Origin of the sequence: Nostoc sp. (genome assembly GCF_036917355.1) — a bacterium.
In the GTDB taxonomy this organism is placed as follows: domain Bacteria; phylum Cyanobacteriota; class Cyanobacteriia; order Cyanobacteriales; family Nostocaceae; genus Nostoc.
The window spans coordinates 24,583-42,396 of the sequence record NZ_JBALDP010000069.1; the positions used below are offsets into that span (position 1 = coordinate 24,583).

At 42.2% G+C, this 17,814-nt stretch carries 16 protein-coding genes and 1 pseudogene; 9 read left to right on the forward strand and 8 right to left on the reverse strand.

Annotated features, from left to right (window positions below; all coding sequences use genetic code 11):
* Positions 1-52: 52 nt before the first annotated feature.
* Together V7K53_RS22115 and rpsU are read left to right on the forward strand one after the other, a co-directional pair.
* On the forward strand, positions 53-376 hold the full coding sequence (locus tag V7K53_RS22115) for an RNA recognition motif domain-containing protein (RefSeq protein WP_335199689.1): 324 nt from the start codon (positions 53-55) through the stop codon (positions 374-376).
* 119 nt (positions 377-495) lie between these two features.
* Positions 496-687 (forward strand): 30S ribosomal protein S21, encoded by a 192-nt coding sequence (gene rpsU, locus V7K53_RS22120; protein WP_069073774.1) that lies wholly within the window; start codon positions 496-498, stop codon positions 685-687.
* Between the two features lie 345 nt (positions 688-1,032).
* On the opposite strand, the gene V7K53_RS22125 is transcribed toward rpsU, so the two are convergent.
* The 3 genes from V7K53_RS22125 to V7K53_RS22135 form a co-directional block, all read right to left on the reverse strand.
* Positions 1,033-1,968, reverse strand: a complete 936-nt coding sequence (locus V7K53_RS22125; RefSeq protein ID WP_335199691.1) for a hypothetical protein — start codon at positions 1,966-1,968, stop codon at positions 1,033-1,035.
* Between the two features lie 206 nt (positions 1,969-2,174).
* Positions 2,175-3,659, reverse strand: a complete 1,485-nt coding sequence (locus tag V7K53_RS22130) for a galactose oxidase-like domain-containing protein (RefSeq protein WP_335199693.1) — start codon at positions 3,657-3,659, stop codon at positions 2,175-2,177.
* A gap of 466 nt (positions 3,660-4,125) precedes the next feature.
* The gene (locus V7K53_RS22135) at positions 4,126-6,336 is read right to left on the reverse strand and encodes an amylo-alpha-1,6-glucosidase (protein ID WP_335199695.1); all 2,211 of its coding nucleotides are present in this window, start codon (positions 6,334-6,336) and stop codon (positions 4,126-4,128) included.
* Positions 6,337-6,467: 131 nt separating this feature from the next.
* Between V7K53_RS22135 and V7K53_RS22140 the strand changes: the two genes are divergently transcribed.
* Together V7K53_RS22140 and V7K53_RS22145 are read left to right on the forward strand one after the other, a co-directional pair.
* Positions 6,468-7,079 (forward strand): peroxiredoxin, encoded by a 612-nt coding sequence (locus tag V7K53_RS22140; RefSeq protein WP_322651784.1) that lies wholly within the window; start codon positions 6,468-6,470, stop codon positions 7,077-7,079.
* Positions 7,080-7,236: 157 nt separating this feature from the next.
* Positions 7,237-7,773: a peroxiredoxin family protein gene (locus tag V7K53_RS22145; protein WP_335199697.1), complete on the forward strand. Its 537-nt coding sequence runs from the start codon at positions 7,237-7,239 to the stop codon at positions 7,771-7,773.
* Positions 7,774-7,921: 148 nt separating this feature from the next.
* Here the strand turns inward: V7K53_RS22145 and V7K53_RS22150 are convergent, their stop codons facing one another.
* The 4 genes from V7K53_RS22150 to V7K53_RS22165 form a co-directional block, all read right to left on the reverse strand.
* Positions 7,922-9,496: a serine hydrolase gene (locus V7K53_RS22150; protein ID WP_335199699.1), complete on the reverse strand. Its 1,575-nt coding sequence runs from the start codon at positions 9,494-9,496 to the stop codon at positions 7,922-7,924.
* A 174-nt stretch (positions 9,497-9,670) separates the two neighbouring features.
* Complete coding sequence (locus tag V7K53_RS22155; RefSeq protein WP_335199701.1) at positions 9,671-10,411, reverse strand: RNA methyltransferase; 741 nt, start codon at positions 10,409-10,411, stop codon at positions 9,671-9,673.
* 178 nt (positions 10,412-10,589) lie between these two features.
* Complete coding sequence (locus tag V7K53_RS22160; RefSeq protein ID WP_335199703.1) at positions 10,590-10,946, reverse strand: HNH endonuclease; 357 nt, start codon at positions 10,944-10,946, stop codon at positions 10,590-10,592.
* A 2-nt stretch (positions 10,947-10,948) separates the two neighbouring features.
* Positions 10,949-11,290: a hypothetical protein gene (locus V7K53_RS22165; RefSeq protein ID WP_335199705.1), complete on the reverse strand. Its 342-nt coding sequence runs from the start codon at positions 11,288-11,290 to the stop codon at positions 10,949-10,951.
* A gap of 185 nt (positions 11,291-11,475) precedes the next feature.
* Here V7K53_RS22165 and V7K53_RS22170 point away from each other — a divergent pair, with 185 nt between their 5' ends.
* The 5 genes and pseudogenes from V7K53_RS22170 (at position 11,476) to V7K53_RS22190 (ending at position 17,069) form a co-directional block, all read left to right on the forward strand.
* Positions 11,476-12,468, forward strand: coding sequence for an ABC transporter ATP-binding protein (locus tag V7K53_RS22170; protein ID WP_335199707.1), 993 nt, complete (start codon positions 11,476-11,478; stop codon positions 12,466-12,468).
* A complete protein-coding gene (locus V7K53_RS22175; protein WP_335199709.1) occupies positions 12,465-13,283 on the forward strand; it encodes an ABC transporter permease in 819 nt (272 codons plus the stop codon). The genes V7K53_RS22170 and V7K53_RS22175 overlap by 4 nt, the downstream gene beginning before the upstream one ends.
* Positions 13,284-13,409: 126 nt before the next feature.
* Positions 13,410-14,210 carry an ABC transporter permease gene (locus V7K53_RS22180; protein WP_335199710.1) on the forward strand — a complete coding sequence of 267 codons (801 nt, stop codon included), beginning with the start codon at positions 13,410-13,412 and terminating at the stop codon, positions 14,208-14,210.
* 225 nt (positions 14,211-14,435) lie between these two features.
* Positions 14,436-16,440: pseudogene (locus tag V7K53_RS22185) on the forward strand (penicillin acylase family protein).
* 185 nt (positions 16,441-16,625) lie between these two features.
* Positions 16,626-17,069: a hypothetical protein gene (locus V7K53_RS22190; RefSeq protein ID WP_335199711.1), complete on the forward strand. Its 444-nt coding sequence runs from the start codon at positions 16,626-16,628 to the stop codon at positions 17,067-17,069.
* A gap of 42 nt (positions 17,070-17,111) precedes the next feature.
* On the opposite strand, the gene V7K53_RS22195 is transcribed toward V7K53_RS22190, so the two are convergent.
* A complete protein-coding gene (locus V7K53_RS22195) occupies positions 17,112-17,795 on the reverse strand; it encodes a class I SAM-dependent methyltransferase (protein ID WP_335199713.1) in 684 nt (227 codons plus the stop codon).
* Between the last annotated feature and the right edge of the window lie 19 nt (positions 17,796-17,814).

The following is a 17,814-nucleotide window of genomic DNA, read 5'->3' on the forward strand; positions in this document are numbered from 1 at the left end:
GCTTGCCTCCGAAATCTAAATCTCTACACACCTATGATTTTGGAGATAATGCATGTCAATTTATGTAGGTAATCTATCCTACGAGGTCACACAAGATGACCTCAATTCTGTGTTTGCCGAACACGGTACTGTAAAGCGGGTTCAGTTACCTACTGACCGTGAAACAGGTCGTCCACGCGGCTTTGCCTTTGTAGAGATGGGCACAGAAGCTGAAGAAACAGCTGCCATTGATGCTCTTGATGGAGCTGAATGGATGGGACGCGACCTGAAAGTGAATAAGGCTAAACCAAAGGAAGATAGAGGTGGTTCTTTTGGTGGTGGTGGCGATCGCCGCGGCAGTGGTGGTGGTGGTGGATACAATAGATCCCGCTACTAAGCTTTAAGATCAAAAATTAAGTTTTAACGTCTAAAGGGCAGAATCATTATCTGCCCTTTTTGCGCTCCGGTCTACTGGATGGCTTAATTGCCCAGTACCAATTAAGTAGGAGATGATAGATGACCCAAGTATTTGTGGGCGAAAATGAAGGAATTGAGTCAGCCTTACGTCGATTTAAGAGGGAAGTTTCCAAAGCAGGTATTTTTCCAGACATGAGAAAGAATCGCCACTTTGAAACGCCTTTGGAAAAACACAAGCGCAAAGAAGTCGCTCGACACAAACAACGCAAGAGAAATTTCCGTCGTAATTAACAATTAGCAATACCTTCGGTTAGTTATGCTAACACACTCTCATTAGATTCTTAGCTATCGAAAAGGCGATCGCTGTACTCCAAAGAAGAATCTAATGAGTAAGTTTTGAACATCGGCAACCTTTCCTGATATAAGCTATCTCTCAAAATTCTTATAAATTTGTTTGAGTTACTGCTGTTCTGTATTAATCAGAATTTTCAGGGGTAACTAATTAGAAAATAAGTCAAAAATATTCTTAATAATAGGCTGTACCCAATACTGCTCGGTTAAGGGGAAAAAGAGTAGAAGGCTCGATATATAAGGTTTTTCTTTCCCCTTTCCCCCAAAACCAGACATCAATTCCTTCTAAGCACGAGTACGCGTAATCTGAGCAGTATCAAAGTCTTGTAGCCGAGTCATATTTCCACTGTTCTTATCAACAATAAACACAGCATTAGGTGTCTCATATCTCATCGCTCCAAAGGCGAGGAGTTGACCTGTTGTAGAGCAAACTAAGCTTTGTAAGCCATTATTCCATGCTTGACCATTAACTTTCAATTGTCCTAGTCTGATGGGCTTTTTTTGATTTGGATCTATCTGCACCAGAGTTGTATCACCATACGCACCAACTAGAGAGGTATAAAGTATTCCATCTGGGCACTCAGCTAGATTGCTGACCCGCTCATCATCCAGGAATTTAATCTTACTAATAAAGCTTATCTCTCCTGTTTGAAGGTTAATATCTACCAACCTGATCGGTGGTGTACCATTCTTCTTTCCTACTAGACCAATGAGTCGCCCATCATTAGTACCTAGCAAACTCCCAAGCTGTTGATTTGGTTTAAGTCCTGATACTATCAAAGTTTTTACAGGCGTACCCAAAAATGTAATGCGAGTAGGTGTCGGCTGTCTCCGACTAATCGCAACAGGAGTAATGGCTACAACAAGGGTGCCATCGCTTAAAGAGGTAAAACCACTCAATATCTCATTAGGCTCTAATAGAGGTGTACTTTTATCCGTAAGTATCTGAGCCTTTCCTGTCATTAAGGATTGCAAAACTAGTCCTACAGGCTTAATATCTGTGCTTACACTGTTTAGGGCAGTGTTCTCTACTAATTCAGTGGTGTTTACCTCTGTAATAACCGTTTGGTCAGTAGTAATGAGCGGGCTAGAACCTATACCTACAATATTTAAACTTGGTGTTTCTGCCAAGGCTTTCTTGGTTAGATAACCAAGTCCAGATACTACAGTTCCAGCAAGTGCCAACTGTCCAAACCGTCGACGTGATACCTTGTAATTCATATCTTCCTTCCTAGAATTGATGACTTTTATTAGGCAGCAGTGTGAACATAAACAGATAAGGCTAAGAGGTTGTTTGAAAAGTCTTCAAGCGTGTGTTTCACTACCCTGGCTATCAAGAAACTGCTACGAGAGAATCGGAGTTTTGGAATTTAATATCGCGCTCCTGAGTAGATTTGAGGCTCAAGCAAACGCTTTTCAAACATCCTCTAATATATTTGCGTCCAGGTTGCTACTGAGGGTGTTCCATTGTTGTCACTAATAAAAAGCATGTACCAGCCTGGGGGTGCGATGTTTCGATTGTTTATGACCCTGACCTTAAGAGAAGTAGCGTTTCTAGAAATAATGGGTGCATCCACTAACCTTTGTTCTGTATCGCAGGAATGGGTAGTTGCCATTGGTCTAATAAAACTAACCCACTTAATTTTCGCAGCTTGGGGTGTCTGAATCGTAAATTGCTGCCCGTAGGTAACAGTTTGAGGAGCGCTCTGAATAACTGGACGCGATCGCGACATATACGCAGGACTGTAGATTTCTAATCGCAGTTCATTGACCCTCCGTTGAGGGTTCCCCCCAGCTGCGACGACCCTACCATCTGGTAGCAGCAAGGCCACCGAGTGATATACGCGGGGGACAGTTTGTTTAGCTACTACTGTCCAGGTATTGGTAGCTGGATTGTAGATTTCTGCTGGCAGCATTGATTGCGTTGTATCTTCATTCATTTTGCTACCATTGCAAACAAACACTGTGCGATCGGGCAATATAACTGCGCTGTGATGCATCCGAGCATAGTTTAAAGGCTTTGCTGCTACATAAGTTGGATTACTAGCTTTTAAATCGACAATATTTACCCTCTTTGTTGCGGTCTTACCACTACCCCCACCGAGAATCATCACCTTTTGATCTTGTGCAGGTGGTAAAAGGAGACTGGCAGCTTGATCGCCAAAAGCTATGTCTTGCAGCCCTGTCACCACTGTTTCTGTAATGGATTGTGTAAATGTTTGTGGCAGGGTTAATATCCTTGGTGTCACTCCAGTGCCACCCATCTGCGCACCTGAATAAAAAATTTTCCCACTACTTAGTAGAAACAAATGCGCGTATGCCGGTAAAGCACTAGTTGTTGGAAAAGCTTTCCAACCATTTGGAAAGAAAGCAGAATAAATTTCTGGTTGTCTATTGAGCTTGCCATCTTTATCCGGCCCAGACACTGCTAAGACTCGACCGCTGCCTAGCGTTAACACAGTAGGATACCAGCGACCATTATTCATTGATAGTATCTTGACCCATTTCTCAGCAATGGGATCGAACATTAGAGCATAGGGTGAACCATAAAATGGGTCATAGCGCAAAGTTCCACCTGCAACCAGTAACAGACCATCAGGGCGGAAAGAGTGACCAGCGCAAAAAAGATCCATAGGTTGATTGTTACTATCCAATGGAGGCGCTTGCCGGGAAAAGGTTCCCTTGTTGACATCCCAGACCACACTGTCATAGGGAGTATTTAACCGATTGGGATCGTTACCTGAGCCACAGAAAAAGAATATCTTACCAGTACGAAGTAGAGCGGCATGTATAGGTAGGATTGGAGCACTGTACGACAATACTTGCCATCTATCTGTAGTAGTAGCCAGAGCAATGGAAGTCCCTAAATCTGTTTCCTCTTGAAGGTTAGTCTTGTTATTAGGTTGAGTCACTTTATTTACAATTCTTTCTAGGTGAACTTTATTTTTTGTACTTTATTTTATTAATTGATTTCTCAATTTATATCTATACTTCTTTAGGCTTATTTAGGATTAAGATATGATGTGTTTTATCATCAGCAAATGCAAAATCCGCTGTTATCAATAGTAATTGTGCTATCAATCATACATCCTATAGAGTATCTAGTTTAAGCCTTAACTACATTGCTACTATCAATAATACTACATCTCATTCACGAAGTTTTCTTATAGGATATCTTCTCACAGGAGAAAATAAATATCTTTGGTTTTGCGGCCTCAATTGATGAAATCATCGAAAATGTTTAGTAACTTTTGGATAATCAGATAAATTAATAAAAAGCTTGTATAGCAATGGTTTTGTAGGTTCAAACTAGCAACATTAATTTGTGAATGTATATTAATCAAGAATAATTATTCAAGACCATCTCTATCCCTACAACTATTTAATGTAGCGGATTACTTCGGCAACTGACCAAGCTTGAGCGATCGCTCCTCTAGGTGTGTGAGGTGAATCGCCATCAAAAATCTCAGAAATAGAACCAAGACAAGCATCAAAGAAAAAGTGATCTAGCAAGGGTTTCCAATCAAAAGGCAGTGATTGTTGTGGATAAAAACGTTGCCAAGCCCGAATATACGGCCCAATTAGCCAAGTCCAAACAGTGCCTTGATGATAAGCGCGATCGCGTTGCTGTTGATTGCCCTCATATTTCCCTTTGTATTCTGGATCTCCTGGATCGAGACTGCGAAGACCATAAGGTGTGAGCAAGCTGGTAGTTGCCAAATCTAATATCTGACACCCTTGTTGTTCGGAAAACCCACAATGGTGTAGCGACAGCGCCAAAACGGCATTCGGACGAATTTGAAAATTCCGGCGATCGTCCGGCTCAATAGTATCGTATAGATAACCTAGCTGAGGATTCCAGAATTTTTGCAGTGAGGTTTTCACGTGTTGTGCTTGGTTAGCATAACGCTGTGCTTGCTTATTGAGACGCACTGGTGAGCCATACTCCATTTGGCTTAAGCGCTCTGCCCACTGACTCAGCCAACATAAAGCAGAATACCACAGTGCATTGATTTCCACCGGCTTGCCGTAACGGGGTGTGACGGGGTATGCCCCAATTACCACATCCATCCAGGTGAGAGCTACACCACGAGCATCCCAACTAACTAGCCCATCGGTAGCATCAACCTGGATATTGAAATGTGTACCACCGACAAATGCTTTATAGATTTGCTGTACTACAGGGAATTGCTCTGCCAAAAAATCCCAGTCTTGGGTAGCTTCTAAATAAAGTCCTAAAGTTTCAATCCACCACAATGCCGCATCAATGCTGTTATAAATTGGTTCGCCATTGAGATCGGGAAATGCATTCGCAATTAAACCGTGGCGACAATAATGCCCAAAAGTTCGCAATACTCCTTTTGCTAGGTCAAAGCGCTGTGGAACTAGTGCCAACCCCGGTAAAGCGATTAATGTATCGCGTCCCCAATCATTAAACCAGTGATAACCAGCAATGACCGTAGGGCCTGCAATTGAGGCTCGATAGACAATAAACCGATCGCTTGCTTTGAGTAGTTGTTGCCAAATTGGGAATTGGGCATAAGAGGCAGAGGTGCCAAGGGAAAGAGGGGCAGAGGGGAAAAACTTACTGCAACTTCTCCCCTGCCCCTCTGCTCCCCTGCCCCCCTGCTCCTCTGCCCCTCTACCTCCCTCTCTCCATCCAAAAATCTGTGAGAGCCTTTCTTGCTCTGCCTCCACAGCTTCTGCGAAGGTTTTGATGGTGAGAACACCTGGCACTGAGTCAGGAAAACCGACTCGTGCTTCTAAAGTCACCGTATCTCCTGGTTGAAGTGTGACTATCAAGTAACCAGGACTGTGGAGGTCTTCCTTGTCACCTAATCCCCGTTTTGTCTCCTCAGACAATCTATAATCCCAATACCAAACTGCATCTGGTTGATAATTTCCTTGTGTCCAGCGCAAGTGCCAAGGTATTCCAAAGCGCCCAGATTTGATTGCTTGTAAACAGACTTGCTGTTCCCCTAGCAATTGTGAAAACTGTAATTCTTGACTAGCAGTCTGCTGGTGATGAAAGTCACGTTCTGCTATCAACAGTCGTAACCGTAAAATCGCTGTTTCAGTTCCCTCATAGCGATACTGGATTAAAATTCGATGGCAAAATTGGGCATTGGGTATAAGAGGCAGAGGGACGGAGGGGCAGAGGGGCAGAGGGGAAAAACTTTCTGCAACTTCTCCCCTGCTCCCCTGCTCCCACGCTCCTCTGCTCTCCCGCCCTTCGTCCCCAATCCCCACCAAACCATAGGGCATCACCAATTGTCTGGTTAATTGCCAGTTCGCTTGACCCCAAGTCCATTTAGGAACTGGGTTAATATCAAAACGGCGTAGCTGTTCGTAGCCAGTTCGCTCAATCTGACCGTTACCCCAAACATTTGTCCCCAGTGCCACAACGCTCCCTAATATTTCTAAGCTAGCTTCTAGGTGCGAAAACAGCAAAGTCCTTCCAGAAGGTGGGTTTGTCGCGGCAAACAGCCAACCATGATAAGTGCGTGTACGGACATCAGAAACTGTACCACTGGCAAAACTTCCTAAGCCATTGGTAAGCAACCATTCTCTTGTATCTAAATCAGGCATTTGCTACTCAAAATCGTTATGAGTATGATATATTCGTAACAGATCGTAATTAAACTGTGAGAGCGTGGATGGGTGAATTTTACTTGACCCAAATTCCAACGCTACTAAACCGATAAAGGAGAATTAGGTTAATGTCCCTTACTTACGGAACCGAAGGAAGCCTCCGCGTTGGTCAACAAGCTCCCGATTTCACAGCAACGGCTGTGGTAGATCAGGAATTTAAGACAATCAAACTTTCCGATTATCGCGGTAAGTATGTCATCCTGTTTTTCTACCCACTAGACTTTACCTTTGTTTGTCCTACTGAAATTACAGCATTTAGCGATCGCTACGAAGAATTCAAGAAAATCAATACTGAAGTCCTTGGGGCTTCCGTTGACAGTGAGTTCTCTCACCTCGCTTGGATTCAAACAGATCGTAAGTCTGGTGGCGTCGGCGACCTGAATTATCCTCTAGTCTCCGACATTAAGAAAGAGATTAGCGCCGCTTACAACGTTCTTGACCCAGCAGCAGGCATTGCCTTGCGTGGTCTGTTCATCATCGATAAAGATGGTATCATACAGCACGCCACCATTAACAATCTAGCTTTTGGTCGTAGCGTTGATGAAACCCTGCGGACATTACAAGCAATTCAGTATGTTCAGTCTCACCCTGACGAAGTTTGCCCAGCTGGTTGGCAACCTGGTGACAAGACCATGAATCCTGATCCAGTGAAGTCTAAAGTCTACTTCTCTGCTGTCTAAATTTCGCTAGCTAAAAAACTCTAATCCAGCCTTTTGGAGTTGAAAGCAAAATCAATGAGAACCACAGATAAACAGAGATACACATTAAACAATGTCAACCTCCGTAAATATCTGTGGTTTTTTATAAAATAGTATTTAAATAACCAAGGTTAAAAATATGTTGACTTCAACTGACTTTAGTGGCTTATTAAATGAGCGATTCTTCCGCAATTTTTTACCAGTTCCAGCTAGCAATCAACTCAGATTGGGAGTGGGAACACCTGATTTTCAACTGCCAGATATTACCAACGGAACTTTAGTAAAATTGTCTGATTATAAAGGCAAACAACCAGTGTTACTTGCCTTTACTCGCATTTTTACCGAAAAGCAATATTGCCCTTTTTGTTTTCCTCACATCAAAACTTTGAATGAAAATTACGAACAATTTAAAAATCGCGGTATAGAAGTTTTAATGATTACTAGTACCGATGAAAGGCAGAGTCAAATAGTTGTTAAAGATTTAGGCTTAAAAATGCCACTATTGAGCGATCCTAGTTGTCGAGTATTTCGTACATATCAAGCAGGACAAGCACTAGGAGCGCCTTTACCAGCACAGTTTGTATTAGACAAAGAAGGAAAACTGCGCTACTGGCATTTATTTTCTTTTTTGGATCGCAATGCTAGTGTTGAGACATTGTTAGAACAATTCAATTGACTATAAATATTAAAAATAAATTGCATTTGGTGTTGAAAACTAGGGATTAAGAATTGGAACTCTTAAGATTTGAATGGTAATTCAAACCCTAATCAGATCATCAAATCTTAATAGTTTCACTTGTTTAAAAAGTATTATGAATTAAAAATTATCTTTGAGGATAATACTGAGGATTCGCAACCGGGGGCTGATAACCGTTTGTGGGTACTGTACTTCCGATGCCGTTAGGTACAGGAGTAACAACAGGAGGCTGATAAATGCTCATGGGCGCAGTGCCTGTTGTACCGTTAGGTAAAGCAGGATTCGCAACCTGGGGCTGATAACCATTTGCGGGTAGAGTGTTTGTAGTGGTGTTGGGTGTGACAGGATTTTGGCTAAACTCTTGGTAGGCAGCACGAGAAATTGAGCTAATCAATTTTTCGGCGCGGGGATCGTTTGCTGGACGTTGTACCATTACAGAGGCTATGTAGCGCTTGCCAGTTGGAACAACAATTAAACCTGTATCTGCCAACATTGTGCCGATATCACCCGTTTTGTGGTACGCTCTTGCACCTGTCCCCAAACCTGATGGCAGCAGAGTGTCTTTTTGGGTGCGACGCAAGATATCAAGCATGAGATCGCGTGATGGCATACTGACTAAATTTCCTTGACTTACAATTGCCATCAAATTCCCTAGTTCTTTGGGGCTAGTAGTGTTTGTCCCTTGCAAATCTGGGAGTTGATTACGAATTGTTGTGGTTGTCAATCCCCAACTACGGAAACGCTGGTTTAAAGCGTCCATTCCTCCCAGTCGGGCAATCAGCATATTTGTCGCCGTGTTATCGCTGATTGTAATCATTTTAGTGACTACTTCCAAAGCGGCGTACTGAGTTCCTGGTGGTTTGTATTGCAACTCTCCCGAACCGCCGGCTACCATATCCTGTTGCATGGTCAGCATATCATCTAGGCGAATCTTCCCCGCATCTACATCCTGAAAAAAGGCAATCAAAATCGGCACTTTAATCGTGCTAGCCGCCGGAAAACTGGTAGAGGCATTGATATCTACATAATTACCAGTATCCAAATCTACTAAGAAAATTCCCGGTGTGAGATTTGGATTGGTAGCCGCCAAATTTTGCACGGCATTTTTCAACGAGGTAATTTCTTGAGATAGGTATAGACTCGAAGCTGCGGCTGGGGGAGTTTGGGTAGGTTGTGGCTGCGATCGCGCCACATTACTAACATTATTATTAGATTGCGACGCCGAGTTCGTGCTGATACGATTGGCTGGGTCTAATACTGACAATACAGTGCCCACAATTGCACCCATCCCAATACCCACAATCAATAACCGCAAAACATACAATACGGTTTTGGCCATTGGCTTTAACTGGGTTTTTCGCGATGAGCGTCTGCCTGTTTTTGGCTTTTCCATCCGCACTGTTTTAACCATCACAGCACCCGGTCGGAAGGGAGGAATTTTTCCTTTTACACTAGGTATTGGTTTTACTGCCGTTGGCATAACTAACCCCGATTTTACCCTACGTGTAGCGCCAGAGATCGGGGGAGGACTAATTTGATTTTTTGGGCGTGTTAGTACCCCTTCTTGCCCATTTTTAGTTTGCTGCTGATTGTTAGCTTTAACTCTCTTCTTTACCACTTTTTGAACTTTTTGTGGCTGCTGGCGGCGATTTAAGGGTTGACGCCGCGAGAAAGCTGTTAGTTCGCCACTTGATTCTGACACCGTTACTCCTTGTGACCCACTTGACTGTTTTCTTGCCGACTCTTGACCCCAAACTTAATCTTTAAGCAATATTAATACTCAAATTCCACTTTGCCACTAAGTAGCATTTTTGTGTTTAGTTTAAGCCATATTAATTATTTTGGGGGGATGATTGCGTATATATTAAACGAATAATTACAAGTTTTCACTATCCCTCTGGTTTTTCAGGGCCCATTCTACCTGCTGCAAAATTCCTCGCAGCATGGCCACCTCCCCAGTTTTCAAGTGAGCGCGATTATACAATTGGCGAAATTTTCCCATACGACTAGCTGCCGTATGAGGATATACATAACCAATTTTCAGTAATAGTGATTCTAATTGCTGGTAGTATCCTTCCACAACATCTAAGGGTGCGAGTTCAGTTTGAGGTAAGGTTTGAATGTCAAGTTTTTGGGCAGATTGTGACAATTCATAACAACAAATTGCTACAGCAGTAGCTAAATTGAGGGCGACATAATCTTGACTTGTGGGAATGCCAACAAACCGCTGTGCATAATTTAATTCCTCATTGCTTAATCCCCGGTCTTCTCTGCCAAAAATCAGTGCTGTGGGTTTTTCTGGTTCCTCCAGTAACCAGGGTAGTGCAGTGCGGGGATTTTCTAAGGGTGTTTCTAAACTACGAACGCGACCAGTAGTAGCGATCGCCCGTACACATCCATGCAATGCTTCTGGTAAGGTTGCCACTATTTCCGCAGATTCTATAATTTCCTGAGCGTGAACAGCCATCATCAAAGCTTCCGTCGATAGCGGATCGCATTGGGGGTTTACTAATACTAAATTATATAGACCGAAATTTTTCATTACCCTGGCGATCGCGCCGATATTGATCGGCCCAGCTGGTTCTACCAACACAATTCTTAATCCAGCCAAGCCCATTTTTTGCCTCCTGCGATCGCACCAGTACTTACAGACTAATTTTCAGCATCGTGGTTCTGCTGAAGAGTTTCCTTGAAATCATTTTAGCTGTGTAAGTGAATGCCTGCGTCAGGTCTGAAGAGTTCAGCGCAATCTTTGCCGTTCAGCTAGTCGTTCGTCACTATTTATTTGTAGCAATCTAATCGTTGTACGTCCCATAGGCGTTAATCCCACTAGATTCAGTTCTGAAAAGATTCAGTTCTGAAAAGGTGAAGTGTTTAGCCCATTTCTGGGTGCGTGGGTTAAAGAGAAAACTAAAAGCCCCTGTTTCTGGATCGAAAGATCCTAAGTCAGTGCCTTTATGACGATTACATCGCCAGCAGGTGAGGGCTAAATTATCAGCATTTGTTGCGCCACCGTGCTTTTGAGCAATAACACGATCAATCTCATGGGCAAAAAAAGCAACTCCTGCGGGTAATTGGCAATATTCACATCTGTAGTTTGCGCGTTCTTCTACCAGTCGGCGAAGAACAATCGGAATATAGGTTGCACCCACGGTCAGCTGGTCAAATAAGATAAGTTACCTGCTTTAATCATCACAACTAAGTGTTCAATACGTTCATATTCATCTAGTTCTTTCAACTCCGTGGGTGTGAGTTTACCTGCGTTACTGCGTGTTAGCAAGGTACGCAATCTTTCTTGCATTTCGGGAGTAGGTTTAAATTCAGCAATTTGTTCGGGAGTGGGGTTGCTAGCCAAAAAATCTAAGATATATCGGTAAACTTGTGCTGGTACAGCTGGTTGTTGGAGGCTCAATGCAAGTAGTTCAGGTAAGCGATCGCCTACTTGTGCTAATTGTTGAGATAATTCCTCTGATACTTCTAGAATGATTCTTGGCATGGGGATTGCATTGGCAATTTACTATTATTAAATGATATATCCGAGATATATCATTACTCTGGCGATCGCTCCGACATTACTCACTCCAGCTACCTTTACCAAGACAATTCTTAATCCAGCCAAGCTCATTTCATTTTTTACCTCCTGCCCCCTGCCTTTCTTCGCAATATACAGACTAATAAAATATGTCTCACATTCTTGTCGAAAATCTCAGGAAGACTTTCTTTGTGTCTGAACGTTCCTCTGGGCTTTTCGGTTCAATACGAGGACTTGTGCAGCGAAAAACTAAAGAAGTTTATGCCCTCAAAGGAGTTTCGTTTTCCCTGGAACGGGGAGAACTTGTAGGATACATTGGTCCAAATGGAGCCGGTAAATCGACCACGATTAAAATTTTAAGCGGTATTCTCGTACCTTCCAGTGGAAAATGCCTAATTGGCGGACGAACTCCTTGGAAAGATCGAATCAAGCACGTTAATCGTATCGGCGTAGTATTTGGTCAAAGAACACAACTCTGGTGGGATTTGCCAGTGATTGAATCTTTCGATTTGCTGCGGGATATTTATCGCGTTCCCCAATCAGAGTATCGCCAGACACGCGAAGAAATGATTGATTTGCTTGGTCTTGGAAGCTTACTCTCGACTCCGGTGAGGCAGTTAAGCCTTGGTCAAAGGATGCGATGTGACTTTGCAGCCGCCATGCTTCACAGACCGGAAATTCTTTTTCTTGATGAACCCACTATTGGGCTTGATGCAGTTTCCAAGCTTGCAGTCAGAAAATTTATCAAAGCGCTGAATAAAACTCATCACGTAACCACGATCCTGACCACCCATGATATGGATGATATCGAGGCATTGTGCGATCGCATAATTATTATTGGTGGAGGTGAAATCCTTTGTGATGGAACTTTAGCAGCACTGCGTTCTCAAGTTTCCTCGCGTCGGTACTTAAGAATCGACCTAGCAAACGATGATTTCTTCTTTGAAGAAGAAGGAGTCAGTATTATCTCTAAAGAGGGTCGCACCGTAACTCTCGCCTTCGATCCCACAAAGCTTTCTGCTGCCTCTTTGATTAGCCAAGTTACCTCACAACATGAAGTAGAGGATCTTTTTGTAGAAAATCCACCTATTGAAGAGATAATTGCCGAACTTTATGCAATTTCAGCAGGTATTGTCCCATGAAAGCATATTGGTCACTGTTTGTTGCTAGATTTACACTGCTATTGCAATACCGTGCTGCTGCTTTGGCTGGTGTTGGAACTCAGCTTTTCTGGGGGTTAGTGAAAATAATGGTTTTACAGGCATTCTTTACTCATACAACCTCTGCTCAACCTATCACTTTTCAACAAGCTGTAGGATATGTCTGGCTGGGACAGGCGTTTCTGATGGCGATTGTCCCTTGGGGAGGTGATAGAGATATTCAAGAACTCATCCGAACTGGTGCTGTCGGATACGATCTTCTTCGACCCACAGACCTTTATAATTTTTGGTTTACTCGCGCATTGGCACTTCGTACAACGCCCCTGATACTTCGTAGCATTCCGCTTCTTGGTGTCACAATTTTCCTTTTTCGCATTTTTGGGCTTGATGAATGGTCGCTTTCTTTTCCACCCTCCTTTGCTTCTTTTGTTGCCTTTTTTATCTCTTTTATTGGCGCAATTTTACTTTCGTCCGCATTAACTATGCTTCTGACTGTATCAATGATGTGGACAATTTCGGGCGAGGGAATTAATAGTATTCTACCTACTCTTGTTAGTATTTTCTCTGGCATGATTGTTCCGTTGCCACTTTTTCCAGAGTGGAGCAAGCCTTTTGTGAATGCACTTCCTTTTTCAGGATTAATCGACAAACCTTTTCGTCTTTTTACTGGAAATCTTCAACCAAATGCCCTGTTTAATATATTGCTGCATCAAGCTTTTTGGATAGTTGTCATTATTATCCTTGGGCGTGTTCTTGTGAGATATGGCATCAAAAAGCTTGTAATTCAAGGAGGATAAGTAAATAATTCGTAATACTTCGGCTACGCTCAGTACAAGTTCGTAATTCGTAATTCGTAATTCGTAATTTTTTAAAAAGTAAGATAGTTTAAGTAATTTATTTTATATAAAAATGACAAAGCGACTATGAATGATTTTTTACTTTACTTTCGATATATTTCTGTATCTTTCAAGTCGCAAATGCAGTACAAAGTTTCTTTCTGGCTGCAAGTCATAGGGCAGTTTTTAGTAACTGCTGTTGAATTTTTTGGAGTCTGGGCACTTTTTAGTCGTTTTAATAGTATTGGTACATGGACTTTAAATGAAGTTGCTTTATTTTATGGAATAATTAATATTTCTTTTGCTTGTGCTGATGCCCTTGGAAAAGGGTTTGACTCATTTACAACAATAATTAAAAGTGGAGACTTCGACCGTTTACTTGTTCGTCCACGCACCACAGCACTTCAGCTTTTAGGTAAAGAGTTTACTTTGAAACGAATCGGAAGATTATTTCAAGGAATTGTTGTTATGTGTTGGTCACTTTCATCTCTCCACATACCTTTAACTTTTAAAACTTTATGGCTTTTAGGCACTTCCCTTTTTGGTGGAGTTGCGCTCTTTGTTGGCATTGTCATTATGCAAGCAACCATCACCTTCTGGACTATTGAATCTCTCGAAATTATGAATATCCTCACTTATGGAGGAGTGGAAACGGCTCAGTACCCTCTTGCAATTTATAGCAAGTGGTTTCAGCGATTCTTTACTTTCTTGATACCGCTTGCTTGCGTCAGTTATTTTCCTTTGCTTGCAGTACTTGAAAAAGAAGATGCTTTTTTAGTGCCTTTGTGGTTTTGTTATGTCTCGCCAATCGCAGGCATTATCTTTCTAATAGTTGCACTTAAGCTTTGGAAAATAGGAGAGCGATACTATTGTTCTACTGGCAGCTAGTAAGCTATTGCGCTTTTAATTTGCACTAATATTTTTCCAATATGATTGTGGGGTGGGCATCTTGCCCGCCCTGATAATGCAAGTTCTATACGTAACAGCTTACCCTGAATTTTAGCTGTGTACTCAGGTGTATTTTAAATGGACAGATCGCACTTTTCTAAAGATTCTGATTTAATACCTTGTAGGATTGCCTAATTTCACTAAACAATGCCACGAGAAGCTCTGATGAAAAACTCCAGGAAAGGTTGGTTACGTAAAAGACTCAAAATTACTCTGATTTTCCTGTTAGTGCTAGGGCTATTGTTAGTGGGATTTTCTACCTACACTGTGCGTCAATCCTTTGCTCAAGAAAGTGGCACAATTCAATTACCTGAACTGAAAGCCGAAGTAAGCGTCCAGCGCGATAAATGGGGAATTCCCCATATTTATGCTGCCAACTCCCACGATTTATTTATGGCACAAGGCTATATCCACGCCCAAGACCGCTTTTGGCAAATGGACTTTTGGCGACACATTGGTTCTGGACGACTCTCAGAAATGTTTGGTTCTTCTCAGGTTGATACTGATAAATATCTGCGGACAATGGGTTGGGCAAGGATGGCGCAGCAAGAAATTCAGGAAATTAATGCAGAGATGAAGGCATACCTGCAAGCTTATGCCGATGGAGAGTGCAGAATGTCCATACAACGTTTCTGGCTTTTCCTTTGCGGGAATGATTGGGATAATTATTGGTCATAGCGATCGCATTGCCTGGGGTGTTACCAATGTACAATCTGATGTGATGGATTTATACATCGAGAAAATCAACCCAAATAACCCCAATCAGTATGAGGTCAATGGCAAGTGGGTTGATATGCAACTCGTGCAAGAGACGATTCAAGTTGCCGAAAGTCAGCCGATTGTCCAAACGGTACGCTATACCCGACATGGACCGATTCTCTCTGATGTTTCGCCAAATCTAAAGCGATTCAAGTCAAATCAGCCGTTAGAATTACCGCAAAATTACGCCGTAGTCCTGCGCTGGACAGCCCTAGAACCTTCCAAACTAGCGTATACTGTTCCCCAAATCAATCGCGCCCAAAATTGGCAAGAATTCCGCACTGCTGCCAGCAATTATGATGTCCCGGCTCAAAACTTGGTCTACGCTGACATTGATGGCAATATTGGCTACCAAATGCCTGGTAAATTCCCTATCCGCGCTCAGGGAAATGGGCGTTATCCCGTTCCTGGTTGGACGGATGAATATGAATGGCAAGGCTATATTGACTTTGAGAAATTGCCCAAAAGTTTTAATCCACCTCAAGGTTATATTGCTACTGCCAATAATTTAGTTATGCGTGAATATCCTTACCTGATTACCGCAGACTGGGTTTATGGCTACCGAGCCAAGCGGATTGTTGAAATGATTTCACAACAAACGCAACCAATTTCTCTAAAGGATGTGCAGCAAATACAGGGTGATAATAGCAATTTAAATGCACAGACATTAGTGCCACTAATAAAATCGATCGCTGTTAATACTCCCCGTTTACAAGCAGCCCAAAAACTGCTGCAAGGTTGGAATTTGCAGTTAGCAATGACATCGCCTGCCGCTGCTCTGTTTGAAGTATTCTGGAAGCACTTGCTAGCAGATACATTTCACGATCAGTTGCCTGAAAAGTACTTTCCTGATGGAGGCGATCGCTGGTATGCTGTGGTAGCAAATCTGGTCAAACAGCCCAACAGTTCTTGGTGGGACAACCGCAACACCCCAAAAGTTGAGAACCGCGACCAAATCCTCCGGCAGTCCTTTATAGAAGCCGTGGATGAACTAGAACGAATTCAAAGCCAAGACCCGAAAAACTGGAATTGGGGGAAGCTGCATACCATTACTTTTCGGAATGCCACCTTGGGGAAATCTGGGGTTGCGCCAATTGAAGCTTTATTTAATCGTGGTGCATTTGCTACATCTGGCAACGGCGAAACAGTGAATGCTAACCGCTGGAGAGCAAATAAATCCTTTGAAGTGACTGATATTCCTTCAGTGCGGATGATTGTAGATTTAGGAAATTTGGATAACTCAGTAGCAATTCACACCCCTGGACAATCAGGACATGCTTTCCATAGCCATTACAACGATATGGTTGAACCTTGGCGCAACATTGAATACCACCAGATGTTATGGGAATCAAAGAATGTTACAGAAAAGACGACTTCAACACTGAGATTAATTCCAAAATTGGTAGAGTAAAGGACGACACCACTATCTAATTTAAAATTGCCTTATTTGCGTGTAATTACATACACGTTATCGAAAAAATGAAGTATAAAGTAACAGGGCAGAAAGAAAAAATCAAGTTTAGAAAAAGTATTTTCTCTAACCATCCATTCCTACTGTCCAACTTTCACGAAACATAGTTGGAGATCATAGAATCTATGCAACGCGTATTTAAGCAAAGTTTTATACTTTCAGTCACTACTGCGATCGCTTTATTATTTGCAGGTTGTGGCGAAAGTAAAGTTGCTCAATGTAACAAAGTTATAAAGGTTGCCAATCAGGCATCTACTCTAGGTCAGGAATTCGCTAAAAATCCCAATCCCGCAAAAGGTTCCAAAGCTTTAACTGAACTTTCTGCTAAGATAGACCCACTTGCTAAAGAGATGAAAGCACTGGAAATTAAAGATGAAAAATTGCAAGGTTTCCAAGGACGCTTTCTCACACTCTATCAGAACATCAGCAAGGAATTGAATAATGCAGCAACAGCCATAGATAAAAAGAATCTACCAGCAGCAAAGGGCTTTTTAGTATCTCTGCAAAAGAGTAGTAGCGAAGAAAGTTCAATAGTCAACGAAATTAATAGCTACTGTTCTGGCAAATAATCCATTTTCCTCTGCCTGGAATCTCGATCGCAAAAATAGCGGTTAAATACTTGGTCGATAACCACCAAAAACAGCAAAGCTAAAATTTTTGTACCAGCAATCCACATTTTGGAACCCAGCCGCTTCTAACCAGCTAAGTTGAATATCCAGGGTTGCCATGCGATCGTATTCCATGCGTTTTTGTGCAGCCTTGAGATCCTGTTCTGAGATATTCTTCGCGCGGACAGAATCTAACCAGTGTTGACGGTAAAGTTTTTCTAAATCAGGCGTTTTACCGAGAACTTGATCGGCGTTGACAAATATCCCTCCAGGATTGAGGACATCATAAATCCGTTGATAAAGAAGTTCTTTGTCAACATCTGACAGATGATGAATCGATAAGGCAGAGATTATCAGATTATATGAATCACCTAAATCAGTTTCAATATAATCACCAATTAAGATTTTGGGAGATTTACCCATCTTGCTAAATCTCAATTTAGCTTTTTCTAACATCTCAGGGGCTAAGTCTAGCAAAGTGAACTCTGCATTCGGGAATATGAACTGAACCATACCTGAGTAAAGTCCAGTACCAGCACCCAAATCTAGAACTTTCAGTGGTGCAGTGCGATCGCCTGGGATGATTTCAACGGCTGTTTTGTAAAAGTCATCAAAACAGGGAATTAAAACACGACGTAGATTATCATAATCTCCTGCGGCAGAATTAAAAGCTTCTTGAATATTCATTTTTTTATTTTTAATAGAG

What these genes read in the sequence shown, in the direction of transcription:
- V7K53_RS22115 (WP_335199689.1), top strand. Translation starts at nt 53, where the DNA reads ATGTCAATTTATGTAGGTAATCTATCCTACGAGGTCACACAAGATGAC.
- rpsU (WP_069073774.1), top strand. Translation starts at nt 496, where the DNA reads ATGACCCAAGTATTTGTGGGCGAAAATGAAGGAATTGAGTCAGCCTTA.
- V7K53_RS22125 (WP_335199691.1), bottom strand. Translation starts at nt 1,968, where the DNA reads ATGAATTACAAGGTATCACGTCGACGGTTTGGACAGTTGGCACTTGCT.
- V7K53_RS22135 (WP_335199695.1), bottom strand. Translation starts at nt 6,336, where the DNA reads ATGCCTGATTTAGATACAAGAGAATGGTTGCTTACCAATGGCTTAGGA.
- V7K53_RS22140 (WP_322651784.1), top strand. Translation starts at nt 6,468, where the DNA reads ATGTCCCTTACTTACGGAACCGAAGGAAGCCTCCGCGTTGGTCAACAA.
- V7K53_RS22145 (WP_335199697.1), top strand. Translation starts at nt 7,237, where the DNA reads ATGTTGACTTCAACTGACTTTAGTGGCTTATTAAATGAGCGATTCTTC.
- V7K53_RS22155 (WP_335199701.1), bottom strand. Translation starts at nt 10,411, where the DNA reads ATGGGCTTGGCTGGATTAAGAATTGTGTTGGTAGAACCAGCTGGGCCG.
- V7K53_RS22165 (WP_335199705.1), bottom strand. Translation starts at nt 11,290, where the DNA reads ATGCCAAGAATCATTCTAGAAGTATCAGAGGAATTATCTCAACAATTA.
- V7K53_RS22170 (WP_335199707.1), top strand. Translation starts at nt 11,476, where the DNA reads ATGTCTCACATTCTTGTCGAAAATCTCAGGAAGACTTTCTTTGTGTCT.
- V7K53_RS22175 (WP_335199709.1), top strand. Translation starts at nt 12,465, where the DNA reads ATGAAAGCATATTGGTCACTGTTTGTTGCTAGATTTACACTGCTATTG.
- V7K53_RS22180 (WP_335199710.1), top strand. Translation starts at nt 13,410, where the DNA reads ATGAATGATTTTTTACTTTACTTTCGATATATTTCTGTATCTTTCAAG.
- V7K53_RS22190 (WP_335199711.1), top strand. Translation starts at nt 16,626, where the DNA reads ATGCAACGCGTATTTAAGCAAAGTTTTATACTTTCAGTCACTACTGCG.
- V7K53_RS22195 (WP_335199713.1), bottom strand. Translation starts at nt 17,795, where the DNA reads ATGAATATTCAAGAAGCTTTTAATTCTGCCGCAGGAGATTATGATAAT.